The sequence below is a fragment of the Streptomyces sp. NPDC059002 genome (genome assembly GCF_042740435.1).
Lineage (GTDB): Bacteria > Actinomycetota > Actinomycetes > Streptomycetales > Streptomycetaceae > Streptomyces.
The window spans coordinates 63,875-89,965 of sequence record NZ_JBHYJI010000015.1; the positions used below are offsets into that span (position 1 = coordinate 63,875).

At 71.8% G+C, this 26,091-nt stretch carries 21 protein-coding genes and 2 pseudogenes; 14 read left to right on the forward strand and 9 right to left on the reverse strand.

Annotated features, from left to right (window positions below; all coding sequences use genetic code 11):
• The first annotated feature begins 40 nt into the window (after nt 1-40).
• Complete coding sequence (locus ACFWZ2_RS16415; RefSeq protein ID WP_384546079.1) at nt 41-1,120, forward strand: S1 family peptidase; 1,080 nt, start codon at nt 41-43, stop codon at nt 1,118-1,120.
• Nucleotides 1,121-1,381: 261 nt separating this feature from the next.
• A complete protein-coding gene (gene adhE, locus ACFWZ2_RS16420; RefSeq protein ID WP_384546081.1) occupies nt 1,382-3,985 on the forward strand; it encodes a bifunctional acetaldehyde-CoA/alcohol dehydrogenase in 2,604 nt (867 codons plus the stop codon).
• An 18-nt stretch (nt 3,986-4,003) separates the two neighbouring features.
• On the opposite strand, the gene ACFWZ2_RS16425 is transcribed toward adhE, so the two are convergent.
• The 3 genes from ACFWZ2_RS16425 to ACFWZ2_RS16435 are packed head-to-tail and all read right to left on the reverse strand — an operon-like array spanning nt 4,004 to nt 6,910.
• Nucleotides 4,004-5,152: an AAA family ATPase gene (locus ACFWZ2_RS16425; protein WP_384546082.1), complete on the reverse strand. Its 1,149-nt coding sequence runs from the start codon at nt 5,150-5,152 to the stop codon at nt 4,004-4,006.
• A gap of 52 nt (nt 5,153-5,204) precedes the next feature.
• Complete coding sequence (locus ACFWZ2_RS16430; RefSeq protein WP_384546084.1) at nt 5,205-5,867, reverse strand: acetate uptake transporter; 663 nt, start codon at nt 5,865-5,867, stop codon at nt 5,205-5,207.
• A complete protein-coding gene (locus tag ACFWZ2_RS16435) occupies nt 5,864-6,910 on the reverse strand; it encodes a DUF3533 domain-containing protein (protein WP_384546085.1) in 1,047 nt (348 codons plus the stop codon). The genes ACFWZ2_RS16430 and ACFWZ2_RS16435 overlap by 4 nt, the downstream gene beginning before the upstream one ends.
• Nucleotides 6,911-7,094: 184 nt before the next feature.
• Here ACFWZ2_RS16435 and ACFWZ2_RS16440 point away from each other — a divergent pair, with 184 nt between their 5' ends.
• Together ACFWZ2_RS16440 and ACFWZ2_RS16445 are read left to right on the forward strand one after the other, a co-directional pair.
• Nucleotides 7,095-10,529: a DNA polymerase III subunit alpha gene (locus tag ACFWZ2_RS16440; RefSeq protein ID WP_384546088.1), complete on the forward strand. Its 3,435-nt coding sequence runs from the start codon at nt 7,095-7,097 to the stop codon at nt 10,527-10,529.
• 89 nt (nt 10,530-10,618) lie between these two features.
• Nucleotides 10,619-11,590: pseudogene (locus ACFWZ2_RS16445) on the forward strand (hypothetical protein); the annotation flags it as partial.
• 74 nt (nt 11,591-11,664) lie between these two features.
• On the opposite strand, the gene ACFWZ2_RS16450 reads toward ACFWZ2_RS16445, so the two are convergent.
• Both ACFWZ2_RS16450 and ACFWZ2_RS16455 read right to left on the reverse strand, forming a co-directional pair.
• Nucleotides 11,665-12,492 (reverse strand): ABC transporter permease, encoded by an 828-nt coding sequence (locus ACFWZ2_RS16450; RefSeq protein WP_384546090.1) that lies wholly within the window; start codon nt 12,490-12,492, stop codon nt 11,665-11,667.
• A 20-nt stretch (nt 12,493-12,512) separates the two neighbouring features.
• Entirely contained in the window at nt 12,513-13,430 is a 918-nt protein-coding gene (locus tag ACFWZ2_RS16455; RefSeq protein WP_384546092.1) for an ABC transporter ATP-binding protein, read from the reverse strand.
• A 136-nt stretch (nt 13,431-13,566) separates the two neighbouring features.
• Between ACFWZ2_RS16455 and ACFWZ2_RS16460 the strand changes: the two genes are divergently transcribed.
• The 3 genes from ACFWZ2_RS16460 to ACFWZ2_RS16470 all read left to right on the forward strand — a co-directional run bounded on the left by ACFWZ2_RS16460 (nt 13,567) and on the right by ACFWZ2_RS16470 (nt 16,514).
• On the forward strand, nt 13,567-14,742 hold the full coding sequence (locus ACFWZ2_RS16460; RefSeq protein WP_384546094.1) for a sensor histidine kinase: 1,176 nt from the start codon (nt 13,567-13,569) through the stop codon (nt 14,740-14,742).
• Nucleotides 14,739-15,428 carry a response regulator gene (locus tag ACFWZ2_RS16465; RefSeq protein ID WP_384546096.1) on the forward strand — a complete coding sequence of 230 codons (690 nt, stop codon included), beginning with the start codon at nt 14,739-14,741 and terminating at the stop codon, nt 15,426-15,428. The genes ACFWZ2_RS16460 and ACFWZ2_RS16465 overlap by 4 nt, the downstream gene beginning before the upstream one ends.
• Before the next feature lie 204 nt (nt 15,429-15,632).
• Nucleotides 15,633-16,514 carry an esterase/lipase family protein gene (locus tag ACFWZ2_RS16470; protein WP_384546098.1) on the forward strand — a complete coding sequence of 294 codons (882 nt, stop codon included), beginning with the start codon at nt 15,633-15,635 and terminating at the stop codon, nt 16,512-16,514.
• Between the two features lie 24 nt (nt 16,515-16,538).
• On the opposite strand, the gene ACFWZ2_RS16475 is transcribed toward ACFWZ2_RS16470, so the two are convergent.
• A complete protein-coding gene (locus tag ACFWZ2_RS16475; RefSeq protein WP_384546100.1) occupies nt 16,539-17,531 on the reverse strand; it encodes a lytic polysaccharide monooxygenase in 993 nt (330 codons plus the stop codon).
• A 424-nt stretch (nt 17,532-17,955) separates the two neighbouring features.
• On the opposite strand from ACFWZ2_RS16475, the gene ACFWZ2_RS16480 reads away from it, so the two are divergent.
• Together ACFWZ2_RS16480 and ACFWZ2_RS16485 are read left to right on the forward strand one after the other, a co-directional pair.
• The gene (locus ACFWZ2_RS16480) at nt 17,956-18,783 is read left to right on the forward strand and encodes a helix-turn-helix domain-containing protein (RefSeq protein WP_384546102.1); all 828 of its coding nucleotides are present in this window, start codon (nt 17,956-17,958) and stop codon (nt 18,781-18,783) included.
• Between the two features lie 146 nt (nt 18,784-18,929).
• Nucleotides 18,930-19,460: a hypothetical protein gene (locus ACFWZ2_RS16485; protein ID WP_384546104.1), complete on the forward strand. Its 531-nt coding sequence runs from the start codon at nt 18,930-18,932 to the stop codon at nt 19,458-19,460.
• A gap of 49 nt (nt 19,461-19,509) precedes the next feature.
• On the opposite strand, the gene ACFWZ2_RS16490 is transcribed toward ACFWZ2_RS16485, so the two are convergent.
• Both ACFWZ2_RS16490 and ACFWZ2_RS16495 read right to left on the reverse strand, forming a co-directional pair.
• The gene (locus ACFWZ2_RS16490) at nt 19,510-20,133 is read right to left on the reverse strand and encodes a YceI family protein (protein ID WP_384546106.1); all 624 of its coding nucleotides are present in this window, start codon (nt 20,131-20,133) and stop codon (nt 19,510-19,512) included.
• Between the two features lie 205 nt (nt 20,134-20,338).
• Nucleotides 20,339-21,025, reverse strand: coding sequence for a response regulator (locus ACFWZ2_RS16495; RefSeq protein ID WP_384546109.1), 687 nt, complete (start codon nt 21,023-21,025; stop codon nt 20,339-20,341).
• 131 nt (nt 21,026-21,156) lie between these two features.
• On the opposite strand from ACFWZ2_RS16495, the gene ACFWZ2_RS16500 reads away from it, so the two are divergent.
• From ACFWZ2_RS16500 to ACFWZ2_RS16515, 4 genes are read left to right on the forward strand one after another with little or no spacing between them, the layout of a single operon-like run.
• Nucleotides 21,157-22,140, forward strand: a complete 984-nt coding sequence (locus tag ACFWZ2_RS16500) for a Bug family tripartite tricarboxylate transporter substrate binding protein (protein WP_384546262.1) — start codon at nt 21,157-21,159, stop codon at nt 22,138-22,140.
• The gene (locus ACFWZ2_RS16505) at nt 22,137-22,670 is read left to right on the forward strand and encodes a tripartite tricarboxylate transporter TctB family protein (RefSeq protein WP_384546111.1); all 534 of its coding nucleotides are present in this window, start codon (nt 22,137-22,139) and stop codon (nt 22,668-22,670) included. The genes ACFWZ2_RS16500 and ACFWZ2_RS16505 overlap by 4 nt, the downstream gene beginning before the upstream one ends.
• A gap of 1 nt (nt 22,671) precedes the next feature.
• The gene (locus ACFWZ2_RS16510; protein WP_384546113.1) at nt 22,672-24,180 is read left to right on the forward strand and encodes a tripartite tricarboxylate transporter permease; all 1,509 of its coding nucleotides are present in this window, start codon (nt 22,672-22,674) and stop codon (nt 24,178-24,180) included.
• Complete coding sequence (locus ACFWZ2_RS16515; protein WP_384546114.1) at nt 24,177-24,653, forward strand: GNAT family N-acetyltransferase; 477 nt, start codon at nt 24,177-24,179, stop codon at nt 24,651-24,653. Before ACFWZ2_RS16510 ends, ACFWZ2_RS16515 begins: the two co-directional genes overlap by 4 nt.
• Nucleotides 24,654-24,657: 4 nt before the next feature.
• On the opposite strand, the gene ACFWZ2_RS16520 is transcribed toward ACFWZ2_RS16515, so the two are convergent.
• Nucleotides 24,658-24,798, reverse strand: coding sequence for a hypothetical protein (locus tag ACFWZ2_RS16520; RefSeq protein ID WP_384546116.1), 141 nt, complete (start codon nt 24,796-24,798; stop codon nt 24,658-24,660).
• A 138-nt stretch (nt 24,799-24,936) separates the two neighbouring features.
• On the opposite strand from ACFWZ2_RS16520, the pseudogene ACFWZ2_RS16525 reads away from it, so the two are divergent.
• Nucleotides 24,937-25,854, forward strand: a pseudogene (locus ACFWZ2_RS16525) (methyltransferase domain-containing protein); the annotation flags it as partial.
• Between the last annotated feature and the right edge of the window lie 237 nt (nt 25,855-26,091).

Consider the following 26,091-nt stretch of genomic DNA (forward strand, 5'->3'; position numbering starts at 1 on the left):
ACACCGGACGGGTCGTTCCCCCCACAGGAGGTCGTGAGTTTTGAAGCACCGACGCATACCCAAGCGGCGTGCCGCCGTGGCAGGCGCGGGCATCGCCGCGCTGGTCGCCGCGGGAATCACCTTCCAGACTGCGAACGCGAGCGAGAACTCCCCGGAGCCCACGCCGGACACCCTCTCGGTGGCCAAGGCCGGAAAGCTCGCCTCGTCCCTGGGCAAGGAACTCGGCTCGGACGCCGCGGGCACGTACTACGACGCCAAGGCCAGGACGCTCGTGGTGAACGTCCTCAACGAGGGCGCGGCCAAGGCCGTCGAGTCGGCGGGCGGCAAGGCCAGAATCGTCGAGAACTCCCTGGCCGAGCTGAAGAGCGCCCGGGCGACCCTGGACGACAAGGCGGCCGTCCCCGGCACCTCGTGGGCGATGGACCCGGCCTCGAACAAGATCGTCGTCACGGCGGACCGCACGGTCAAGGGCGCGCGGCTCGACAAGGTCAGCTCGATCGTGAAGGGCCTCGGCGGCAAGGCCGAGCTCAAGCACAGCAAGGGCGAGTACAAGGCGTTCATCGCCGGCGGCGACGCGATCTGGGGGAGCGGCGCGCGCTGCTCGCTCGGCTTCAACGTGGTCAAGGGCGGCGAGCCCTACTTCCTGACGGCGGGCCACTGCGGCAACGCGGTGCAGAGCTGGTCGGACTCGCAGGGCGGCTCGGAGATCGGCACCACCGAGGAGTCGAGCTTCCCGGGCAACGACTACGCCATCGTCAAGTACACGGGCGACACCCCGCACCCGAGCGAGGTGAACCTCTACGGCGGCACCCAGGCGATCAGCAAGGCCGGGGACGCCACGGTCGGCGAGAAGGTGCAGCGCAGCGGCAGCACCACCCAGGTCCACGACGGTGAGGTCACCGCCCTCGACGCCACGGTCAACTACCAGGAGGGACAGGTCGACGGCCTGATCCAGACCACCGTCTGCGCCGAGCCCGGCGACAGCGGCGGCGCGCTCTTCGACGGCGAGACGGCGCTGGGTCTCACCTCGGGCGGCAGCGGCGACTGCTCCTCGGGCGGCGAGACCTTCTTCCAGCCGGTGCCGGAGGCCCTGTCGGCCTACGGAGCGGAAATCGGCTGAGCCTGCACGAAGCTTTATGCCCCGCCCTCGCAAAAGTGGGGGCGGGGCTTTTTTCGGATTACTTGTGAAAACTTTCACAAGCGCGCAAGGGTCCAAAGTCCCTGAAGATACGCGCAGGTCAAGACGGGTCCAGAAGGCCCCTCCGAGATTTCGGAGGGACCTTCTGCCCGGAGGGTGAGGCCCTTTTCGGCGCCTCGCCGGGTGCGCGCAGGTGTGGAATTGAGGAAGCAGAGAAAAGGTCTCAACGAAGGAGTACCTGCCATGCAGGCCAAGGAGATGGTGGACGGGCTCGTCCAGGGGGCCCTCGCGGCACTCGAGCGGTTCGAGTCGTACGACCAGGAACAGGTCGACCACATCGTCAAGAAGGCCTCCCTCGCCGCGCTGAGCCAGCACGGCGAGCTCGCGCGGCAGGCGGTCGAGGAGACGGGACGCGGCCTCTTCGAGGACAAGGCGGTCAAGAACCTCTTCGCCTGCGAGCACGTCGTCAACTCGATGCGCGGCCTGAAGACCGCGGGCGTCATCTCCCGCGACGAACTGAACGGCATCACCGAGATCGCCGAACCGGTCGGCGTCGTCTGCGCGATGACCCCGGTGACCAACCCGACGTCGACCACGATCTTCAAGGCGCTCATCGCCCTGAAGACCCGCAACCCGATCATCTTCGCCTTCCACCCCAGCGCCCAGAACTGCTCCGCCGAGGCCGCGAGGATCGTGCGCGACGCCGCGATCGAGGCCGGTGCGCCGGAGAACTGCGTGCAGTGGGTCGAGGAGCCCTCGATGGAGGCCACCGGCCTCCTCATGAACCACGAGGGCGTCTCCACCATCCTCGCCACCGGCGGCAACGCGATGGTCAAGGCCGCCTACTCCTGCGGCAAGCCCGCGCTCGGCGTCGGCGCGGGCAACGTCCCCGCGTATGTCGCACGCAGCGGCAAGCTGCAGCGGGCCGTGCACGACATCGTGCTCTCCAAGTCCTTCGACAACGGCATGATCTGCGCCTCGGAGCAGGCCGTCATCCTCGACAAGGAGATCTACGAGGAAGGGCTCGCGGAGTTCCAGCGGCTCGGCGCGTATGTCGTCTCGGCGGCCGAGAAGACCAAGCTGGAGGAGTTCGTCTTCGGCACCACCGCCTTCGCCAACAACTGCTCGGGCGCCAAGCTGAACGCCGCCGTCGTCGGCAAGTCGCCGCAGTGGATCGCCGAACAGGCCGGGTTCTCCGTCCCCGACGGCACCTCGGTCATCGTCGCCGAGTGCGCGGAGGTCGGCGAGGGCGAGCCGCTCACCCGCGAGAAGCTCTCCCCGATCCTGGCCGCGCTGAAGGCGGAGACGACCGGGCACGGCCTCGAACTGGCCGCCCAGATGGTGGAGTTCCACGGCCTCGGGCACAGCGCCGCCATCCACACCGAGGACGAGGAGCTCGCCGAGGAGTTCGGCAAGCGCGTCAAGGCGATCCGCGTCATCGTCAACGCGCCCTCCACCTTCGGCGGCATCGGCGACGTCTACAACTCCTTCCTCCCCTCGCTCACTCTCGGCTGCGGCTCCTACGGGCACAACTCGGTGTCCAACAACGTCTCCGCGGTCAACCTCGTCAACATCAAGCGGATCGGACGGCGCAACAACAACATGCAGTGGTTCAAGGTCCCGCCGAAGATCTACTTCGAGCGCAACTCCCTGCGGTACCTGGGGGAGATGGAGGGCATCAGGCGCGTCTCGATCGTCACCGACAAGACCATGTCGACGCTCGGGTTCGTCGCCCGCGTGACCGACATCCTCGCGGCGCGGCCCGAGGCCGTCACCGTCCAGGTCATCGACAACGTCGAGCCCAACCCGGAGCTTTCGACGGTGCGGGCGGGAGCCGCGCAGATGCGGGACTTCCAGCCGGACACGATCATCGGCCTCGGCGGCGGCTCGCCGATGGACGCGGCGAAGATCATGTGGCTGATGTACGAGCACCCGGAGATCGAGTTCGCGGACACCAAGGAGAAGTTCTTCGACATCCGCAAGCGGGCCTTCAAGTTCCCCGGGCTCGGCAAGAAGGCGCAGATGGTGGCCGTCCCGACCACCTCGGGCACCGGCAGCGAGGTCACCCCCTTCGCCGTCATCTCCGACCCGGAGGCCGCGCAGAAGTACCCCCTCGCCGACTACGCGCTCACCCCGAACGTCGCGATCGTCGACCCGGTCCTGCCGATGAAGCTCCCGGCGACCGTCACCGCCGACTCCGGCTTCGACGCGCTGACCCACGCCACCGAGGCGTACGTCTCCGCCTACTCGAACGACTACACCGACGGGCTCTGCCTCCAGGCCATCAAGCTCATCTTCGAGAACCTGGAGCGGTGCGTGGTGAACGGGGCGAAGGACCCCGAGGCGCGCGAGAAGATGCACAATGCCTCGACGGTCGCGGGGATGGCCTTCGCCAACGCCTTCCTCGGACTCGTCCACGCCATGGCGCACACCCTGGGCAACACGTTCCACGTCGCCCACGGCCGCACCAACGCGCTGCTGCTGCCGCACGTCATCCGGCACAACGGGACCGTCTCGGGCAAGGCGACCCCGTGGCCGAAGGCGGAGGTCTACCGGGCACCCGAGCGGTTCCAGGAGATCGCCCGGATGCTGGGCCTTGCGGCCGCGACGCCCGAGGAAGGGGTGGAGTCCTATGCCCGTGCGGTGGAGGAGCTGCGTACCAAGTGCGGGATCCCCGCGTCCTTCCAGGAGGAGGGTGTGGATGAGGCCGCCTTCATGGAGGCTCTGCCGCAGCAGGCGATGAACGCGTACGCCGATCAGTGCGCGCCGGCCAACCCCCGTATGCCGATGATCGACGAGATGCAGCAACTCATGCGGCAGGCGTACTACGGCGCGACCAGCCACTGACGAGCCGCAGGTTCAAACTCACCGTTTGGGCCAGTACCACAGAGGTTCGTCCAAGAGGCTCTCCCGGCCCGCCACCGTCGTTTGGCCCGACTCCTTGAGCAGTTCTATGGAGTTGACGTCGACACGGTGGCGGGCCGCGCCCTTGCCCACCGCTTCCGCGAGGGCGTCCGCGTGGGTCACCAGGACCACCTGCGTGTCCTTCGTCGCCGTGAGGATCAGGTCGGCCAGGGGGCGCAGGAGGTCGGGGTGGAGGCTCGTCTCCGGCTCGTTCAGGACGAGGAGGGACGGGGGACGGGGCGTGAGGAGTGCCGCGGTCCAGAGCAGATAGCGCAGCGTGCCGTCGGACAGCTCGGCGGGGCCCAGGGGGCGCAGGAGTCCGCGCTGGTGGAGCTGGAGCTCGAAGCGGCCGCCGTTGTCGACGACGCGGACCCGGCTGCCCGGGAAGGCGTCGTCCACCGCTTCGTCGAGCGCCGCGTCGTCGCCGATCTCGAGGATGGTCTGCAGGGCGGCGGCGAGGTCCGCGCCGTCGTGGCCGAGGACGGGGGTGCGGGTGCCGATGCGGGCGGCGCGGGCGGGCGCTTCGGCGTCGGTGCGCACATGGTCGTAGAACCGCCAGGAGCGGATCAGTTCGCGCAGCCTGAGCAGGTCGGGTGCCAGCTGCGGGTCGGCGAACTCGCTGAGCATGCTGTCGTACGGCCGGATGCCCTGGGTGCGGTGCCAGCCGCCGTCGGCCGTGCGGGTGCGCACGGCGGGGCCCGCGCGGTCGCAGAGCAGCGCCGCGGTCCGCAGGACGGGGCCCGCCCAGGTGGACTCGCGCTTGATCTCGGGGTCGAGGGCGAACATGGACGGCTCGCCGTGCGGTCCCGCGCCGTTGGACTGGGGGACGCCGAAGTCGACCGCGTACCCGAACTCGTCGCCCGCGAAGCCGAGGCGCAGGGTGGCGGGCTCCGCCTTGCGCTCGCCCGCCCACATCGCGGAGGGCAGGCCGCCCTCGCGGGCCAGGGCCGCGACGGCGCCGCCCGCGGCGGAGTCGGCGAGCAGGCGCAGGGCGCGGTACAGGCTGGACTTGCCCGTGCCGTTGGCGCCCGTGATCACGTTCAGCCGGTCCAGCGGGACGATCAGTTTGCGCAGGGAGCGGTAGTTCTCTACGGCGAGTGTGCGGATCATGCGTTCCAGCCTCGCACCCGGGTCTGACAATTCCCCTCGGGAAGCCCTCCGCTCATGTCTCCGGCTGTACGTCCGGGGCGTCCGGCGCGAGGAAGCGGCCCATCGGCAGGACCGGGCGGCCCCACGTGGACGCCATCACCTGGCCCGCGAGCAGGTAGAGCGCCCCGGCGCTCGCGCCGAGCCCGAACCAGCCCGCGACGCGGTTCCAGCCGACCGAGCCGGTGAAGCCGTTGCAGGTCATCGCCACGAACACGACGAGCACGCAGGTGAAGGTGAGCAGCAGCGCCAGATGGATGCGGAAGCTCGCGAGCCACAGCACGAAGACCACGAACACCCAGGGGAGCGTGAACAGGCCCATGGTGTCGCCGCGCAGCGAAGGGTCGAGGCCGGGAAGCACCCAGAGCAGCATCAGCGCCTTCGCCATCCAGAAGAGCCCGAAGCCGCCGAAGACCGTGGCGTGCCAGGTGTCGCCGCGCTGTGCCTGGAAGAGCCCCGCGAGCAGCTGGGCGAGGCCGCCGATGAAGAAGCCGACCAGGGGGACGACCGAGTGCAGGAGCTTCTCGGGGAAGACGCCCGCGTCGATGCCGGTGGCGATCATGGTGACCACGATGAAGCCGGTGAGCCCGAGCGGGCCCAGCTGGGCCTGTGCGGTGGGCTCCATGCGTTTGACGGAGACCGCCTGGGCCGCGGGGCCCGTGCGGTGCGGGAAGTTCACGCGATGCCCTTGCCGTAGCTCGTGCCGGTCAGGTCGATCGAGCCGTTGTTCTTGTTCTTGTTGCGGGCGGACAGGGCGAGGGTGACGACGACGCCGAGGACGGCCCAGGCGGAGAGGACGAGGAGCGGTCCGGTGACCGCGTTGCCCTCGAAGTACGCGATGGAGCGCGCCACCCAGGTGCCCGCGCCCGGCGGCAGCCAGGGCCCGATCGCCTCCCAGAAGGGCGGCAGCATCGGCAGCGGGAAGGCGCCGCCCGCGCTCGGGTTGCCCGCGATGACGACGAGCAGGACGGCGAGGCCGATGCCCACGATGCCGGTGAGCGACTGCAGGGCGAGCGTGATCGCGCCGACCCCGAAGATCACCAGGGCGCCGAGGCCCCACAGGCCCATGATGCTGCCGGGCAGGGCGCCGAGGATCGGCCCGATGATGATCGCGCCGCCGAGCCCGCCGACGATCGAGTAGAGCGCCATGGTGCCGAGCCTGATGACCGCGCGTGGCACGTTGGCGGCCCGGGAGCCCGCGCTGATCGCGAGGATCGACGCGCACAGATAGCCGCCGACGCACCAGCCGACGACCAGGTAGAAGGACGAGAGTCCGTTGAAGTCCTGGTTCGACGCCGGGGCCACGTCGATGGTCTTCACGGCGCGCTTCTCGGCCCCTTCGACCTTGGCGGTGAGCTCGGTCAGGGTCCTGGAGAGGGCGGTGCCGCCGCCGGAGGCGACCAGGAGGGTGTCGGTGGTGCCCCGCGGGTCGACGATCAGGGCGCCGTCGATGTCGCGGTTCATGATCTGGTGGCGGGCCGTGGCCTCGTCCTCGACCACGCGGGGGTCGAGCGGTTCGCCGGGGAGCTTCTTCAGCCCGTCGGCGGTCTGCTCGGCCGCGGGGCCCGGGGCGACCACTCCGAAGGGCACGTCCGTCGGTTTCGGGTTGTGCAGGGCTCCTACGTAGGAGGCGATGAACAGCAGTTGCAGGGCGAGTACGCCGATGACGAGCAGGGCTGCTCGCGGAGTGACGGCGCTCTTCAATTCGTCGGCGAACCTCATGCCCCCACGCTCGGGGGCGCGGGGCGTTCCCGCAGGTGGGATGGTCCGAACGGACGACAGGAGGGGGCCGGGGGCGCCTCCGGACAGTTAATCGAACACTCGTGTCGTACGTGAGTTCGAAACTGGTCTATGGTGGAGGCGGGGGATGCGAGATCGGATCGATTCAGGGTTACAGGAGGTGCGTGTGCCCGGGTTCACGCATCTGCACACCGTCTCCGGGTTCTCCCTGCGCTACGGCGCCTCGCACCCGGAGCGGCTCGCCGAACGCGCCGCCGAGCGGGGCATGGACGCCCTCGCGCTCACCGACAGGGACACCCTCGCGGGCACCGTCCGGTTCGCCAAGGCCTGCGCGAAGGCGGGGGTGCGGCCGCTGTTCGGGGCCGAACTGGCGGTGGGGGAGCCCGCCCCCGCACGGGACGAGCGGCGAAGGGCCCCCGTGCGCGGCGGTGCCTTCATCGACGAGTCGACCCCGCGCGTGACCTTCCTCGCCCGCGACGGCGCCACCGGCTGGGCCGCGCTCTGCCGCCTGGTCACCGCCGCGCACCGCGCGGCTGACGGGCAGCCCGTCCTGCCGTGGCGGGAGAACCACGGCGAGGGCCTGACCGTGCTGCTCGGGCCCGCCTCCGACGTGGGGCGCGCGCTCGCCGCGGGCCGCCCCGACCGGGCCGCCCGGCTCCTCGCCCCCTGGCGCGAGCGCTACGGCGACGCGCTGCGCCTGGAGTCCGTCTGGCACGGCCGCGAGGGCACGGGGCCCGGATCGCTGCGCCTCGCCGCGCGCACCGTCGGCTTCGCCGCCGAGCAGGGCGTACGCCCCGTCCTGAGCAACGCCGTGCGCTACGCCGACCCCGGACAGGGGCCCGTCGCCGACGTCCTGGACGCCGCGCGCCGCCTCGTCCCCGTCGACCCGACCAAGGAACTCGACGGCGGCGAGCGGTGGTTGAAGGGTGCGGGCGACATGCTGCGCGTCGCCGAGCGCGTCGTCGAGGCCGCGGGCTTCCGCCGCGACACCGCCCACCGCCTGATCGAACAGACCGGGGCGGCCGCCGCCGAGTGCCTCGTCGACGCCGAGGACGACATCGGCATCGGGTCCGTGCACTTCCCCGAGCCGCGCCTGGTCGGCGCGGGCCGCCGCACCGCGCAGCGCGTGCTCGCCTCGCGGGCGGCCGCGGGCATGGTGCGGCGCGGCTACGACCGTGCCGCGGGGGCCCGCGCGTACTGGGAGCGGATGCACCACGAGCTGGACATCATCGCCCACCACGGCTACGCCTCCTACTTCCTCACCGTGGCCCGGGTCGTCGACGACGTACGCGACCTGGGCATCCGGGTCGCGGCGCGCGGCTCGGGCGCCGGATCCCTGGTCAACCACCTCATCGGCATCGCGCACGCCGACCCCGTCGAGCACGGCCTTCTCATGGAGCGGTTCCTGTCCAAGCGGCGGCACGTCCTGCCGGACATCGACATCGACGTCGAGTCGGCCCGCCGCCTGGAGGTCTACCGCGCGATCATCGGCCGCTTCGGCACCGAACGGGTCGCCACGGTCGCCATGCCCGAGACCTACCGGGTGCGGCACGCCGTGCGCGACGTGGGCGCGGCCCTGTCCATGGACCCGGCCGACATCGACCGGATCGCCAAGGCCTTCCCGCACATCCGCGCCCGCGACGCCCGCGCGGCGATGGAGGAGCTGCCGGAACTGCAGCAGATCGCAGAGGAGTTGGGGGACCGCGACCGGCTGTGGGAGCTGGTCGAGGCGCTCGACGCACTGCCGCGCGGTGTCGCCATGCACCCGTGCGGGGTGCTGCTCTCCGACGCCTCGCTGCTCGCCCGTACGCCCGTCGTGCCGACCAGCGGCGAGGGCCTGCCCATGGCGCAGTTCGACAAGGAGGACGTGGAGGACCTCGGCCTGCTCAAGCTGGACGTGCTCGGCGTGCGGATGCAGTCGGCGATGGCGCACGCGGTGGCGGAGGTCGAGCGGGCCACGGGGGAACGGGTGGACGTGGACGCGGTGCCGCCGGGCGATCCGGCGACGTATCAACTCATCAGGTCCGCCGAGACGCTGGGGTGCTTCCAGATCGAGTCGCCCGGCCAGCGGGACCTGGTCGGGCGGCTGCAGCCGGCGACCTTCCACGACCTGGTGGTCGACATCTCCCTGTTCCGTCCCGGGCCCGTCGCCGCCGACATGGTGCGGCCCTTCATCGAGGCCAGGCACGGCCGCGCGCCGATCCGCTATCCGCACCCCGACCTCACGGAGCCGCTGAAGGAGACGTGCGGCGTCGTGGTCTTCCACGAGCAGATCATCGAGATCGTGGACATCATGACCGGCTGCGGGCGCGACGAGGCGGACCGGGTGCGGCGCGGGCTCTCGGACCCCGCGTCGCAGGGGCGGATCCGCTTCTGGTTCGCGCAGCACGCGGCGGCCAAGGGGTACGACGCCGAGACGATCGCCCGCACCTGGGAGATCGTCGAGGCCTTCGGTTCGTACGGCTTCTGCAAGGCGCACGCGGTGGCCTTCGCCGTGCCGACGTACCAGTCGGCGTGGCTGAAGGCCCATCATCCGGCCGCGTTCTACGCCGGGTTGCTCACGCACGACCCCGGGATGTACCCGAAGCGGCTGCTGCTCGCGGACGCGCGGCGGCGGGGGGTGTCGATCCTGCCGCTGGACGTGAACCGGTCGGCGGTCGCTCACCGTATCGAACTGGTGTCCGAGCCTCGGGGGGTCTGGGGTCTGCGGCTCGCCCTCTGCGACGTGCACGGCATCAGCGACGCCGAGGCCGCGCGGATCGCCGACGGGCAGCCCTACGCCTCGCTCGTCGACTTCTGGGAGCGGGCCAGGCCCTCGAAGCCGGTCGCGCAGCGGCTCGCACAGGTCGGCGCGCTCGACGCGTTCGGCGCCAACCGCCGTGATCTGCAACTCCACCTGGCCGAACTGCGGCGGGGCTCGCGCGGCGCGGCCGGGGGCCAGCTCCCCCTGGCGGGCGGGCGCAGGACCGCGCCCGCGGGCCTGCCCGACCTCGACGACACCGAACGGCTCAGCGCCGAACTCGGCGTGCTCGGCATGGACTCGTCCCGTCATCTCATGGGCGACCACGAGGAGTTCCTGCGGGAACTCGGCGCGCTCTCCGCGCGACGCCTGCGCGAGGCCGAACACGGCGCGACCGTCCTGGTCGCGGGTGCCAAGGCCGCCACGCAGACCCCGCCGATCCGCTCCGGCAAACGCGTCATCTTCACCACCCTGGACGACGGTACGGGCCTGGTCGACCTGGCCTTCTTCGACGACGCGCACGAACGGTGCGCGCACACCGTCTTCCACTCCTGGCTGCTGCTCGTACGCGGCGTGGTGCAGCGCCGCGGGCCGCGCAGCCTCAGCGTGGTCGGCTCCGCGGCGTGGAACCTCGCCGAACTGGTGGAGGTGCGCAGGGAAGGCGGCCTCGACGCGGTGGCGCTGCGCCTCGCGGAACCGGACCCGGCGCGGGGCCCCGCAGCGGGCGACCCGGTCGACGGGCGGCGCATCCGCATGGCCACGGGGTACGAGATGCACCCCTGGGCCGATCTGCGTCCGGCGGGCGAAGGGGCGTCGGCGACACGGAAGTTGTGGCATCAGAGTCCGGGGAGTGCGGGGTGAGTGCGGTGGGCTTCGGCGGAGGCGACGAGGTCGGGACGGACGCAGGAGTGAACGCCCTCCCTGCAGGGGTGAACCCGCTCCCTGCAGGAGTGGACACCCTCTACGTACGCTTCCTGCTGCCTCCCATGTACGAAGCCGTCCTGCCCCAGCTCCTCGGCCTGCTCGGCGAGTTCACCCCGAGGGTCGAGGCGCTGCCGCCCGACGCCGCGCTCGTCGACGTGCGCGGCGCGCGGCGGTACTTCGGGCGGGGTGCCGTCGAACTCGCCGCGCTGATCAGGGTGCGGGCACTCGCGCTGTACGGCGTGGAGTGCGCGATCGGCGCCGGGCCCGGGCCGATGCTGGCCCGGATGGCCGCGCGCGGTGCCGCCCCCGGCGTGACCCGCGCGGTGCCCGAAGGAGCGGACGGCGTACGGGAGTTCCTCGCGGAGCGGCCGGTCGGCGAGCTGCCCGGCATCGGTCGTGCCACCGCCCGCACCCTCTGCGAGTACGGCCTCGACTCCCTCGGCAAGGTCGCCGCCGCGCCCCTGTCCACCCTGCAGCGGCTCGTCGGCGCCCGCGCGGGCCGCGAACTGCGCGAGAAGGCCCGGGGCATCGACCGCACCCGGGTCGTACCGAACGCCGTGGCGCGCTCCCTCTCCGCCGAACGGCCCTTCCCCCGCGATGAGTTGGACCCCTTCCGGCACCGTCGCGCGCTGCTCTCGATCGCCGAGGAGATCGGTGCGGGGATACGCGGCGATGACCAGGTGTGCCGCGCGCTGACCCTCACCGTGCGGTACGCGGACCGGACCACCACCACCCGGACACGGACGCTGCCCGAGCCGACCGCGCACTCCGTCGCGCTGACCACCGCCGCGTACCGCATGTACGAGGCGCTCGGCCTGCAGCGGGCCCGGGTGCGTGCTGTCGCCCTGCGTGCGGAGGGGCTCGGGCCCGCGGAACGTGCCGCCCATCAGCTCACCTTCGATCCGGCGGACGAGAAGGCCCGCCGGATCGAGGAGGTCGCCGACCGGGCGCGGGAGAGGTTCGGGCCCGGTGCGATCGTGCCGGGGACGTTGAGCGCTTCGCTGGAAGGGCGGTATCGAAGCTGCGGGTCGGATGTGGCTGGTCGCGCAGTTCCCCGCGCCCCTTACGGGGCTCACACGTCCCTGCGCCGCACCACGACCACCGTCACCACCGCCGCGACCAGCGGCCACGTGGCGAAGACGGTCCATGCCTCCGCGATCGTCTCCGGGTAGCTGCCCTGGGGGTAGTCCATCGCGGGGTTCTCGACCAGTGCCGTCCACGCGGTGTGCGGCATCGCGTTGCCGATCTCCTTGACCCAGCGGTAGGTCTCGCCCCCGAAGAGCGCGGGCAGCAGCAACAGCGTCACCAGGGCCGTGACGACGGAGCCCGCCGCGTGCCGGACGAGGGAGCCGATCGCCATGCCGACCAGCGCGCACAGCGGGGCGAGCAGTGCGGAGGCCACGACGGCGCGCAGCGCGCCGGGGGCACCGATCGACAGGCCGATGGTGTCGCTCAGGACGGCCTGGGTCAGCCAGAAGGAGCCCGCCGCGGCGACCGCGCCGAGCGCGAGCATGACCGCCGTCACGACGGCGATCTTGGCGAGGACCACCGCGCGGCGGTCGGGGACGGCCGTGAACGTCGTACGGATCAGCCCGCTGGTGTACTCGCCGAAGACCGCGATGGCGCCGACGCTGCAGGCCACGACCATCAGGATCTGGTAGGCGGGGTCGACGAACGCGGTGTGCATCGGGTCGATCTGGAAGGCTCCGTCCGGGGACGTGGACGGCTGGCGTGCCAGCAGATCGGCGTTGGAGCGGGCGGAGTTGACGTTGATCCCGATGACCACGAGCGTGCCGACGCCGAGGATCCAGGGGGTCGAGCGCAACGACCACAGCTTGATCCACTCGGCGGCGACGAGGTCGGCGAAGCGGGCCCGCGTGCTCCGATCCCGCGTACTCATGGACGTATTCGTAGACGTGCTCATCGGGCTTCTCCTGCGGCGTACTCGACGCTGTCGGCGGTGAGTTCCATGAACGCCTCCTCCAAGGAGGCGGAACGGGGGGTGAGTTCGTGCAGCGGGACCCGGTGCGCGAAGGCGAGCTGGCCGATGCGGTCGGCGGGCAGCCCGGTGACCGTGAGGGCGTCCCCGGCCCCGTCCGCCGGCTCCACCGCGGCCCCCTCCGCGACGAGCACCGACGACAGGGCGGCCGCCTCGGGGCTGCGTACGCGCACGCTCAGGCGGGTGCCGCGCGCGGCGAACTCGGGGACGCTCTCCGCGGCGATCAGCCTGCCCCTGCCGATGACGACCAGCTGCTCGGCGGTGTGCTCCATCTCGCTCATCTGGTGGCTGGAGACGAAGACCGTGCGCCCCTCGGCCGCCAGGCGTGCGAAGAGCCCGCGCACCCACAACACCCCTTCCGGGTCGAGCCCGTTGAGCGGTTCGTCGAAGAGCAGCACCGGAGGGTCGCCGAGCAGCGCGGCGGCGATGCCGAGCCGCTGCTTCATGCCGAGCGAGAAGCCCCCGACGCGGCGCCCCGCCGCCCGGGCGAGCCCCACCTCGTCGAGCACCTCGGCCACCCGCCGCCGCGGGATGCCGTTGCCGCGGGCCAGCGCCGACAGATGTGCCCGCGCGGTGCGTCCGCCGTGCACGTCGCCCGCGTCGAGCAGCGCGCCGACGTGCCGCAGGCCGCGCGGGAGGTCATGGAACGGGCGGCCGTCGAAGGTGGCGGTGCCGCCGCTCGGTCCGACCAGGCCGAGGAGCATCCGCAGCGTGGTGGTCTTGCCCGCACCGTTCGGCCCGAGGAAGCCGGTGACGCGGCCCGGGTGCACGGTGAAGCTCAGGCGGTCCACCGCGGTGGTGTCGCCGTAGCGCTTGGTCAGTTCATTGACTTCGATCACCCGGCCCACGGTGCCCCGCACGGGGTGGCGGCGGCATCGGTCCCGTGGCCACAAACCGGCGGGCCAGGGGTAGCCCACGGGCGTACGTCCCCAGGCCAATACCCAGGTCAGGGGGTGTGCGCCTACGATTCAGGGCATGTATGCCAAGCCGGACACCCCACCGCAAGGGCACCGACTGCCGTACGCGTGGACGGTCGCGGCCTGGTGCGGGGCGCTCATGTACCCCGTCGCCCTCTACTTCGCGATGATCGGCGGGCGCAGCGGCTTCACCACGCTGACGGTCGTCCCGCTGATCGTCCTCACCGCCCTGACCGGCCTGCTGCTGCGCAGCAGCCCGCTGCCCGCGCTCGCGCTGCTGCTCCTGGGCTGGGCCGTCGCGCGGACGCAGATGCAGAACTCGGAGATCCTGTATCTCCAGGCGACCCTCGGCGACCTGGCCGTCGGCTGGATCGCGGCCACCCGCCCGCGCCGCATCTCGGTCGCCGCCGTGGTCCTGGCGTTCGGCGCGCAGCTCGCCACCAACTTCCCGTCCATGGGGCCGAGCCCGGAGCGGATCGCCCAGTTCGGCGGGCTCATCGGCCTTGCGGCGGGCACCGCGTGGCTGGCCGGTGACTCCGTGCGCGAGCGCAGGGAGCACGCCGCCGAGCTGAGCGCCCGCGCCGCCACGGAGGCCGTCACCGCCGAACGGCTGCGCATCGCACGGGAGTTGCACGACATGATCGCGCACAGCATCGGCGTCATCGCCATCCAGGCGGGCGTCGGGAGCCGTGTCATCGACACCCAGCCCGCCGAGGCGCGCAACGCGCTCAGCACCATCGAGGCCACCAGCAGGGAGACGCTCGCCGGACTGCGGCGCACGCTCGTCGCGCTGCGCGGCTCGTCCGAGCCGGACGCGCCGCTCGACCCGGCCCCCGGCCTCGCGGGCCTCGACCGCCTCGTCGCCTCCGCCCTGGACGCGGGTGTCCGCGCCGATGTGCGGCTGCGCGGCGAACGGCGGCCGCTGCCCGCCGACATCGACCTGGCCGCGTTCCGGATCCTGCAGGAGGCACTCACCAATGTCGTACGGCACGCGGGGACGGGGGAGTGCCGGGTGACCCTCGCGTACGGCACGGACGAGGTGCGCGTGGAGGTGGAGGACGACGGCGGCGGCGGGCTCTGCGCGGGCACGGGGTACGGCATCGTCGGCATGCGTGAACGCGTCGGCCTGCTGCACGGCAGCTTCACCGCGGGACCGCGCCCCGAGGGCGGCTTCCGTGTGGCGGCCCGGCTGCCCGCGCCCACGTCCGCGCACACGGTGGCGGAGGCCCGATGACCGGCGGTCCTGCGGCGGCCGACGGCACCGTCCGCGTGGTCCTCGCCGACGACCAGCCGCTGGTGCGCGCGGGCCTGCGCGTGCTGATGGCCGACACCCCGGACATCGAGGTCGTCGGGGAGGCGGGCACGGGAGCGGACGCCGTCCGACTGGCCGCGGACGTACGCCCCGACGTCGTCGTGATGGACATCCGCATGCCCGGCATGGACGGCATCGAGGCCACCCGGCTGATCAGAGGGGAGTCCGCGGGGCCGCGCGTGCTCGTCCTGACCACCTTCGACGACGACAGCTACGTCTACGGCGCGCTGCGGGCCGGGGCGAGCGGGTTCCTGGTCAAGGACATGGCACTGGAGGACATCCTCGCGGCGATCCGGGTGGTCGCGGCCGGGGACGGGCTGATCGCGCCGAGCGTCACACGGCGCCTGATCGCGGAGTTCGCGGCCCGCCCGGAACCGGGGCCGCCGCCGTCGGCGCGTCCGGTGGAGGGCATCACGGAGCGCGAACGCGAGGTCCTGACACTGGTCGGCCGCGGCCTGTCCAACGGCGAGATCTCCGCCGAGCTCTTCATCACCGTGGCGACGGTCAAGGCGCATGTCGCCCGGCTCTTCACCAAGCTGGACGCCCGGGACCGGGTCCAACTGGTCATCATCGCGTACGAGTTGGGTCTGGTGGCGGCGCCCCGGTGACGGGCGGCGGGGGGGGCTCTGAGGGGGTCTGCCGCGCCCTCGCGCGGGGGACCGTGCCAGCGATCGCTGGAACTTTTTACTGACGCGTAACTTCCCCCTGCAAGGGCCGCCCCCTAGCTTGGCATGCGCACGGCACATCCTCGTGATCCGGATCACAGGGCTCACACCCCCCGCAACTCCCTTGGGCCGCAAGGAGATCACACGATGCTGCCCTGGAGACGAGCGCTGCGCGCGCTCGCCGCCGCCCTTCTCGTCACGGGCGCGGTCACCCTCACCCCCGCCGCCACGGCCGCGGCCGACCCGGCGTCGTCCGCGTCGTCCGCTTCATCTGAGGTGTCGAGCGGCTGGAACGACTACGCCTGCAAGCCGTCCGCCGCCCACCCGCGCCCGGTCGTCCTCGTGCACGGCACCTTCGGCAACTCCGTCGACAACTGGCTCGTCCTCGCGCCCTACTTGGTCAAGCGCGGCTACTGCGTCTTCTCGCTCGACTACGGCCAGCTGCCCGGCGTGCCCTTCTTCCACGGGCTCGGCCCCATCGACAAGTCGGCCGAGCAGCTCGACGGCTTCGTCGACAAGGTGCTCGCCTCGACGGGCGCGAAGAAGGCGGACCTCGTCGGCCACTCGCAGGGCGGCATGATGCCCCGCCACTACCTCAAGTTCCTCGGCGGCGCCGACAAGGTGAACGCCCTCATAGGGCTCGCGCCGGACAACCACGGCACCACCCTGCTCGGCCTCACCAAGCTGCTTCCGTACTTCCCCGGTGTCGAGGACCTGCTCACCATGAAGACCCCGGGGCTCGCCGACCAGGTGGCGGGATCGGCGTTCCTGACCAAGCTCAACGAGGGCGGGGACACGGTGCCGGGCGTGCGCTACACCGTCATCTCCACCAAGTACGACGAGGTGGTCACCCCGTACCGCACCCAGTTCCTCGACGGCCCGAACGTCCGCAACGTAACCCTCCAGGACCTGTGCCCCGTCGACCTGTCGGAGCATGTGGCGACAGGCATCCTCGACCGCGTCGCCCACCACGAGGTGGCCAACGCGCTCGACCCGGAACACGCGACGCCGAGCACGTGCCTGTCGTAGCACGTGCCCGGCGCCGGGCCCGACTCAGCGGCCGTGGCGGCCCGCCGCGCGGCGGCGGGTCGTGGCGAACATCGCGGCGGCGCCGACGGCGAGGGCGGCCGCACCACCGATCGCGATGTACGGGGTGGTGCTGTCCCCGCCCGTCTCGGCGAGGTTGTCGTTCGCGGTGGTGACGGGCTTCTCGGCGCCGCCGTTCACCTCGGGCTCGTTGCCGGGCGCCGCGTCCGCGGGCGCGGCCGCGGTGGCCTCGGCGCCCGTCCCGGCGTCGGCGTCGCCGTGGCCGTGGTGCTCGACCGTGGACTTCTCGGCGCCCGCCGCGATGTCCTCGTCGGAGGGGGCGGAGGCGGCCGGGGCGGCAGCGGAACCCGAACCGCCGCTGTCCTTGCCGAAGACGACGTCCGAGCAGGTGTAGAAGGCCTCGGGGGAGTCCGAGCGCTGCCAGATCGAGTAGATGAGGTGACGGCCCGACTTCGCGGGGATCTTCCCGTCGAAGACGTAGTCGCCGTTCTCCATCTTCGGGTCGGTGACCTTGACGAAGGGCTTCGCCTCCAGGTCCGACCACTTCAGGGGCTTCGTCGGGTCGTACGAGTCCTTCGTGACGTACAGCTCGAAGGAGCCCTTGTGCGGGGCGGTGCCCTTGTAGCGGAAGGTGTGGTTGCCCGCGGCGAGCCTGGTCGAAGGCCAGTCGGCGCGCGGCAGGTCGAGGCCCTTGTACTTGTCGTTGCCCGCGCTGCAGAGCTTGCCGTCGGGGATGATCTCCTTCGACTTGCCCGCGGCGTTGGCGATGTTCACGCCGTTCCAGTCGTAGAACGCCTGCGCACCGCTGGCCGCGACGGCGGCCTTGCAGGCGGCCGACTTCGGGGACTCGGGCCCCTCCTGGAAACAGGCGGAGACCCGGCTCACCGGGTCCGTCATCGAGCCGTGCGCGGCGGCGGGCGTGACCGAGAGAGCGGTCAGGGCGAGCGGGGCGACGCCTGCGGCGGCGATGGCGGCGACCTTGCGGCGGCGAGCAGTCATGGGGTGGTTCTCCTCAGCGACGGTTCAGGGGGCGCCGGGGCCTGGGGGACCTCGTCGGCGACCAGAAAACTAGCCCCTGAAATCCGCGAAATCGCCTGCTGGGGGCGGGTGATGGAGATCCTTATGGTCGCTTTAAGGGAGGGCTAACCGGGGGCTCAGGCTGGGGCATGGGGTGCCCCTGTTTGACCAGTACGTGAGGTATGGGCCAGTCCATGGGAGTCCGTGGGATTCCGTGGGAGTCCGTGGAAATCCCTGGGAGTCCGGGGGAGTTCGCCGCCCCGCGCCGGGAGCGCGCCGCCTCGCGCGCCCCACGCGGCCCGCCTAGGCTGCTGGCGCCGGGCGGTGATCGCCGGGCGAGGGGAAGGGGAGAGGACGGGGCATGCCAGGGGGCGGGAGCGGGTTGGCCGTCGGCCGGGGGGTCGGGATGACTCCGCTCGGCGGTGGCCGGTGGCGCGTGACCCGGCCCTGGCCGGTCGGGCTGCGTCCGTATCTGCACAGTTACGCCGGTTACTGGGAGGCGAAGGTCTCGCCCTACCGGGTCCGGCTCGTGCCCACCGGCCGGGCCGTCGTGGTGATCAGCCTGGGGGTGCCGTTCGCCCAGATCCGCCGACTGCGGGAGGCGCACCCCGCGGCCGTGGTGGGGTCGCTGGTCACCGGTCTCGAGGACGGGCCCCGGGTGTGCGACCACCCCGGCGGCCAGGAAGCGATCCGGCTTGAGCTGACGCCGCTCGGGGCCTACCGTCTGTTCGCCGTGCCGATGCGGGAGTTGACCAACCAGGTGGTCGAGCTTCAGCACGTCCTCGGACCCCGGGCGGGCGAGCTGGTGGAGCGGCTCGCGGCCGCCGGCGACTGGGGAGCCCGGTTCGATCTGCTGGACGCCGCGCTCCTCGCCCGGCTCGCGCACGGCCCGGCCCCCGCACCCGAGGTGAGCCACGCCTGGCGGCTCCTCTCCCGGTCGGCAGGGGCGATCCCGGTCGCCGCGATCGCCGCCGAAGTGGGCTGGAGCCACGGCTACTTGGCCCGCCGCTTCACCGAACAGATCGGCCTGACGCCGAAGATGTCCGCGCGCGTGCTGCGCTTCCACCGCGCGGTGGGGCTGCTCTCCCGCGAGTCGATGGACCTCAACGCGGTGAGCGCCACCTGCGGTTTCTACGACCAGGCCCACCTCAACCGCGAGTTCCGCGCCCTGGCCGACATCACCCCGGGCCAGCTGGCGGCCGCGCGCGTGGCGGAGGGCGCCCTCCCTCTTTAGGGCTGTTTCAGGGCGGTGCGCGGCGAGGTCAAATTTGTCCAAGCCAGCCCGCCCGCGCGTCACTAGGGTCCCCGACAGTGATCTTCAGGCCGGAGGCCTGGGGCCAGTACTCCGGTGCATCGCACCGTCACGTCAGGGGGACCCCGATGTCGCAGCAGAATCAGCCCGCACGCCGCGGGCGTTGGGAGCGCTACAAGGTCACGGGCCCGTTCTCGCCCCAGGACCTGGCCGCGCTGTGGGGGGCCATCGCGGGCGTCGTGCTCCTTGCCGTGCTCCTCGGCTGGGCGCTCGACATGAAGGGCGGTGTGGTGATCGTCGCCGCGATCCCGTTCATCTCGTCCTGGTTCGACTCCAAGCGCATCCTGTTCCAGTTCGACGCCGCGGGCGCACGGGTCGGCAACGTCCTGCTGCCCTGGCGCGACGTCACCCAGTTCGTCGTCGCCATGCCTCCGAACGGCGAGCACGCCCTGATCGGCGCACGGCTGCGGCAGGACGCGATGCTGCCGGCCGGGGCGCAGGTCTCACCGGCGAACCCGGACATGCCCGCGCCGCTGTACGTGGCCGTCCAGCGGCACAAGTTCGACCTGACCAAGATGGTCACCAAGGCCCGCAAGTACGCACCGGCCCACATCCGGATCGTGGTCGCCGAGCCGTCCGGGGAGCGGGTCGCGTCCTGAGCCCGGACCGTTGCTGCGGCGTGGACCGCGCCTTCGACGTCGACCGCGCCTACGACGTCGACCGCACCGCCGAGATGTCGAACTGCAGACGGACCCTCTCGCTCACCATGGTGCCGCCCGCCTTCAGGCGCTGGTTGTAGACCAGGCCCCACTCGGTGCGGTCGATGGTGGTGGTGCCGTCGAAACCGGCCCGTTCGTAGCCGAAGGGGTCCAACACCGAGCCGAGATAGTCGAGTTGCAGGTCGACGGGGCGGGTGACGTCGCGGATGGTGAGGTCACCCGTCATGCGGAAGCTCTGCCCGCCCTCGTGGCGGGCGGAGGTGCTGCGGAACACCATCTCCGGGTAGCGGCGCGCGTCGAAGAAGTCGGCGCCGACGAGATGCGCGTCGCGCTGTTCCACGCCGGTGTCGACGCTCCCGACCCGGATGACGAGTTCGGCCCGCGACGCGGCGGGCCGGGCGCCGTCGAAGTACAGCGAGCTCTCGTAGTCGGCGAAGGCGCCGCGGACGGTCGTGACCATCGCGTGCCGTACGGAGAATCCGATGCGGCTGTGCGGGCGGTCGATGGTCCATGGCCCGGTCAGCGCGCGCAGCGCCGGGTCGAGCGCGTCGTCGGCGGTCCCGGCGTGCGCCGTCTCGACGGTGGCGGTCTGGCGACGGCTGAAGATGCCCACGAGGTCGTAACCCTCCTTCGGAAATGATCACTCACTGTTATCACGGTGGGCGCGGGAGCCACCCAGCGAGATGGGCGGCCTCGTCCGGGTTCCATGGCATCGACGGCAAGGATGCACAGGATCGACATGATGTGGAGGCACCCTCGGGCGGCCCGGCGTCACGCACGGTGACAGTCGTGCCGCGCTCGAAGCGGATCCGGAGTTCTCAGCCCAGCCACCGGTACCGCCGCTCAGGACGCCCCGTCCCCCCGTAGCGGAGCGACACCTCGGCCCGTCGCGTCTCCACGAAGAACTCCAGATAGCGTCGCGCGCTCACCCGCGACAGCGAGCCCGCCCGCGCGCACTCCGAGGCCGAGAGGCCGTCCGGATGCCTGCGCAGGGTCTGTTCCACCAGCTCGGCGGTGTGCGCCGCGAGGCCCTTCGGCAGTTCGCGCGAGCCCGGCGGGCGGGTGCCGAAGATCTGGTCGACGTCCTCCTGCCGAGCCTCCTCCAGGCCGTCCAGGCGCGCCCGGAGCGCCGCCACATGCCTCAACTGCTCCTGCAGCGCCGCCTGGTTGAAGGGCTTGATCAGATAGTGCAGGGCGCCCGCCCGCAGCGCGGCCCTGACGATCTCCGCGTCCCGCGCCGCCGTGATGAAGAGCGCGTCCACCGGCTGCCGCGACGGATCCCGCTCCTCCGCCGCCCGCAGCTCGCGCAGCACCGCGATCCCGTCCATGTCGGGCAGATACACGTCGAGGAGTACGAGATCGGGGCGCAGCCGCTCCACCGCGTCGACCGCGTCGGCGCCGCTGTGGGCGACGCCGACCACGGTGAATCCGGCCACCGAGGCGACATATCGACTGTGCAGCTTGGCGACCATGAAGTCGTCGTCCACGACCAGCACCCTTGTCATCGCGGCAGGGTATGGGCGCGACCACAACGACCACAACGTCCGTTGATTCCGGAAGAGAGACAGGTTGTTAACGCGCGGGCAACATGTGGGCCACTTCACACCCGACTACGTACCGACAGGTGGTGGCACACGTGCGCCTGCGCACACCCCTCGCCCTGCTCGGGGCCGCGCTCCTCGTGCTCGTGGCGCCGCCGCTGCTCACCACGGGCAGCGGCGCCGAGACCGGCACGCAGATCCCCGGCCTGCGCTTCATGGTCCCCAACACGCCGGGCGGCGGCTACGACATCACCGCCCGCACCGCCGCGAAGAACGCCGAGGACGCCGGACTCACCCACAACATCGAGGTGTTCAACCTGCCCGGCGCGGGCGGCACCGTCGGCCTGACCCGGCTCGTCGGCGAGCACGGCAACGGCAAGCTCGCCATGTCCATGGGCCTCGGCGTGGTGGGCGCCGCACGCTCCAACCACTCCCCGAAGACCCTCGCGGACACGACCCCCATCGCCCGGCTCACCGAGGAGCAGGACGTCGTCGTGGTCGCCAAGAACTCCCCGTACAAGACCATCGGGCAGCTCGTCGACGCCTGGAAGAAGAACCCGGGCAAGCTGCCCGTGGGCGGCGGCTCCTCGCCCGGCGGGCCCGACCACCTCGCGCCGATGCTGATGGCGCGCGCCGCGGGCATCGCCCCCAAGGAGGTCAACTACGTGCCCTTCGACGGCGGCGGCGAACTCCTCGCGTCGATCCTCGGCAGCAAGGTCGCCTTCGGCGTCTCCGGAGTCGGCGAATACCTGGACCAGATCAAGTCGGGCGAGCTGCGGCTGCTCGCCGTCACCGGGCCGAAGCGGGTGAAGGGCCTGGACGGGCCCACCCTCAAGGAGTCCGGCTACGACGTGAACTTCACCAACTGGCGCGGCATCGTCGCCCCGCCGGGACTCAGCGACGCCGAACGCAAGAAGCTCACCGGGCTGATCAGGAAGCTGCACGCCTCCAAGGAGTGGCGCGAGTCCCTGAAGAAGAACGGCTGGGACGACGCCTTCCTGACCGGCGACACGTTCGGCGACTTCCTGGCGGCCCAGGACCGGCGCGTGGTGTCCGTACTGAAGGAGCTGGGCCTGTGACCACCACCGGACTCCCCGAACAGGGAACGCGGAGCCGCCGCTCCTGGCTGCGCGAACACTCCGAACTCGGCGTGTGCGTCCTGCTGCTGGCCCTCGGCGCACTCGTCCTCACCGACGCGCTCACCATGGACGTCGAGATCGCCCAGCGCGGCCCGATCGGCCCCAAGACCGTGCCGATCGCGGTCGGCATCGGGCTGCTCGTCGTCGCCCTGCTGCTCGCCGTCGACGTGCTGCGCGGCGGGCGCGGCGAGGCCGAGGGCGGCGAGGACATCGACCTGTCCGAACCCGCCGACTGGCGCACCGTGCTGCTTCTCGCGGGCGTCTTCCTCGCCACCGCCGTCCTCATCGAACCGGTCGGCTTCCCCGTCGCGGGCGCCCTGCTCTTCTGGGGCTCCGCCTACGCGCTCGGCAGCCGCCACTTCGACCGCGATCCGCTCATCGCCGCCGCGCTCTCCGTCGTCACGTACGAAGTCTTCAACAACCTGCTCGGCGTGCCCCTGCCGGGCGGCCCCCTGATGGGAGTGCTGTGACATGAACGCCTTCAACTCCCTGATGGACGGCTTCGGTACGGCCCTCACCCCCATCAACCTCCTCTGGGCCGCCGTCGGCGTCCTCCTCGGCACCGCGATCGGCGTGCTGCCCGGCATCGGCCCCGCGATGGCGGTCGCCCTGCTGCTCCCCGTCACCTACGGACTCGAACCGACCGGCGCGTTCATCATGTTCGCGGGCATCTACTACGGAGCGATGTTCGGCGGCTCGACCACCTCGATCCTGCTCAATACGCCCGGTGAGAGCGCCGCCGTCGTCGCCGCCATGGAAGGCCATCCGATGGCCAGGTCCGGGCGCGGTGCACAGGCCCTCGCGGCCGCCGCCATCGGGCATTTCGCGGGCGGCATGATCGGCACGCTCCTCCTGGTCGCGCTCGCGCCGACCGTCGCCGACCTCGCCGTCGACATCGGCGCGCCCGACTACTTCGCCATCATGGTCCTCGCGTTCATCGCGGTCACCTCCGTGCTCGGCTCGTCCCGCATCCGCGGCCTCGCCTCGCTCCTGATCGGCCTCACCCTCGGCCTGGTCGGCCTGGACCAGATGACCGGCCAGCAGCGGCTGACCTTCGGATCCCTCCAACTCGCCGACGGCATCGACGTGGTGATCGTCGCGGTCGGCCTCTTCGCGATCGGCGAGGCCCTGTGGGTCGCCGCCCATCTGCGCCGTACCGGCGGCGACGCGATCCCCGTCGGCCGCCCCTGGCTGGCGAAGAAGGACGTGCGGCGCACCTGGAAGTCCTGGCTGCGCGGCCCCCTCATCGGCTTCCCGTTCGGCGCGATCCCCGCGGGCGGCGCGGAGATCCCGACCTTCCTCTCCTACGTCACCGAAAAACGCCTTTCGAAGCACAAGGACGAGTGGGGCAAGGGCGCCATCGAGGGCGTCGCGGGCCCAGAGTCGGCGTCCTCGGCCTCGGCGGCGGGCACCCTCGTCTCCATGCTGACGCTCGGCCTGCCCACGACGGCCGTCGCCGCCGTGATGCTCGCCGCCTTCCAGCAGTACGGCATCCAGCCGGGGCCGCTGCTCTTCGAACGCGAACCCGACCTGGTCTGGGGCCTGATCGCGTCCCTGTTCGTCGGCATGGTGCTGCTGCTCGCCCTCAACCTGCCGCTCGCCCCGGTCTGGGCGAAGCTCCTGCGCATTCCCAGGCCCTACCTCTACGCGGGCATCCTGTTCTTCGCGGCCGTGGGCGCCTACGCGGTCGGCGGTGAGCCGCTCGACCTGGTCATCCTGCTCGTCATCGGCCTGATCGGCTTCGGCATGCGGCGCTACGGACTGCCCATCCTGCCCGCCGTCATCGGCGTCATCCTCGGCCCGAACGCCGAGCAACAGCTGCGCCGCGCCCTGCAGATCAGCGACGGCAGCGTCCGCGGACTCGTCGACACGCCGTTCTCCGTGACGGTCTATGTCCTCATCGTCCTGATCGTCGCCTGGCCCCTGGTCAAGAAGGCAGTGGTGCGGGGTCGCCGCCGTGGCGTAGACGTAGACGCATGACCGACGACATCCGCCCCGCCACCGCCGCCGACGTCCCCGCCGTGCGGGCGGTGACCGACGCGGCGTACCACCACTACGTCGAGCGGATCGGGGTCGTGCCCGCGCCGATGGAGGCCGACCACGCCGCGGACGTGGCGGCGGGGCGGGTGTTCGTCACCGGGGATCCGGTAGCCGGTCTCCTGGTGCTCGTCCCCCGGCCGTACGAGGGGCGGCTGCTGCTCGAATCGATCGCGGTCCACCCCGATGCCGCGGGGCAGGGGGTGGGCCGACGGCTGCTCTCCTTCGTGGAGGCACACGCGCGTGCCCTCGGTTTCATCGAAGTCACGCTCTACACCAACGCGTTGATGTGGGAGAACCAGGAGATCTATGCCCGGCACGGGTACGAGGTCGTGGAGCGCCGCGTGGACGGGCCCTACGACCGGCTGCACTACCGCAAGCGCCTGTCCGGGCCGCCGGAGCTCCCGGAGGACTGACGGCTCACCCGTCGGGCCACCAGGTCCGCTGGATGTCCTTGCGGACCTCGGGCCTCTCGTGCGTCCTGGACTCGGCCTCCTGGCGTTCCCGCACCCGGCGCGTGACGGTGCGGCCGACGGGTTTGTGCGTGGTCACTCGGCGCATGGCTGCCTCCCTCTCCCTCTCCCTACCGATGTCCATTTCCGCGGTGGCGTAGACCTCCATGGACGCGCTTTCTGATCCGCGCACCGTGCGGACCGCGCTGCCGGGCCGATTGTCAGTGGCGGATGCCACGATCGGGACATGACGATCAACGACGGTTCCGGGCCCATCGACTGGGACGCGGCGGCGGCCGCGTTCGACGACGAACCGGACCACGGACTGCGCGACGGGGCGGTGCGGGCGGCCTGGGCCGGGCGGCTGCGCGACTGGCTGCCCGAGGCGCCGGGCGACGTGCTCGACCTGGGCTGCGGCACGGGCAGCCTCGCCCTGCTCGCCGCGGAGCACGGGCACCGCGTCACCGCCGTCGACCTCGCGCCGAACATGGTGGAGCTGGCCCGCGAGAAGCTGGCGGGCCACCCCGCCGATGTGCTGCTCGGCGACGCGGGACGGCCGCCGGTCGAGGGGCGGCGGTTCGACGCGATCATCGCCCGGCACGTGCTGTGGACGCTGCCCGACCCCGAGGCGACCCTGCGCCACTGGTGCGGGCTGCTGCGCCCCGGCGGCAGGCTGGTCCTCGTGGAGGGCGTGTGGGGGACGGTGAGCCCCGTCGGGCTTCCGATGGCCCGCCTCGTGGCGGCGCTGACCCCGCTCGTCCCGCACCTGCACTCCGAGCGGCTCTCGGGGGACGCGCGGCTGTGGGGCCGGCCGGTCGACGACGAGCGGTACGCACTGGTGGGTGTCCTGCCGACCCGGCCGCCCCGGCACGCGGAGATCGTCGACGTCCATCTGATCCTGCGCCGCGGCGACGAGGTGCTGCTCGCCCGCCGTGCCAACACCGGCTACGCGGACGGCTTGTGGCACCTTCCGTCGGGCCACCTGGAGGACGGCGAGGACGTCCGCGAGGCACTGATCCGCGAGACGCGCGAGGAGATCGGCCTCACCCTCGCCCCCGACGACGTCCGTGCGGAACTGGTCCTCCAGCACCGCGGCCCGTCCGGCACACCCCGCACGGGCTGGTTCTTCTCGGCCCGCTCAGGAACCGGCGGCGCCCCGTACAACGCCGAGCCCCACAAATGCGCCGAACTGGGCTGGCATCCCTTGTCCGCACTCCCGGACGACATGGTGGCGTACTGCAGAGCGGCCCTCGACACATGGCGGACGGGGTCCCGCTTCGCGCTGCACTGGCAGCGCCCCGGGAGCCCGTCGCGCACGACGGGACGCTCACCGCCGCGCCGGTGCGGCTGGGGCCGGAACCGGACGCGCGGTGAGCGGGCACGCCGTGCGCCGCGCCATGTT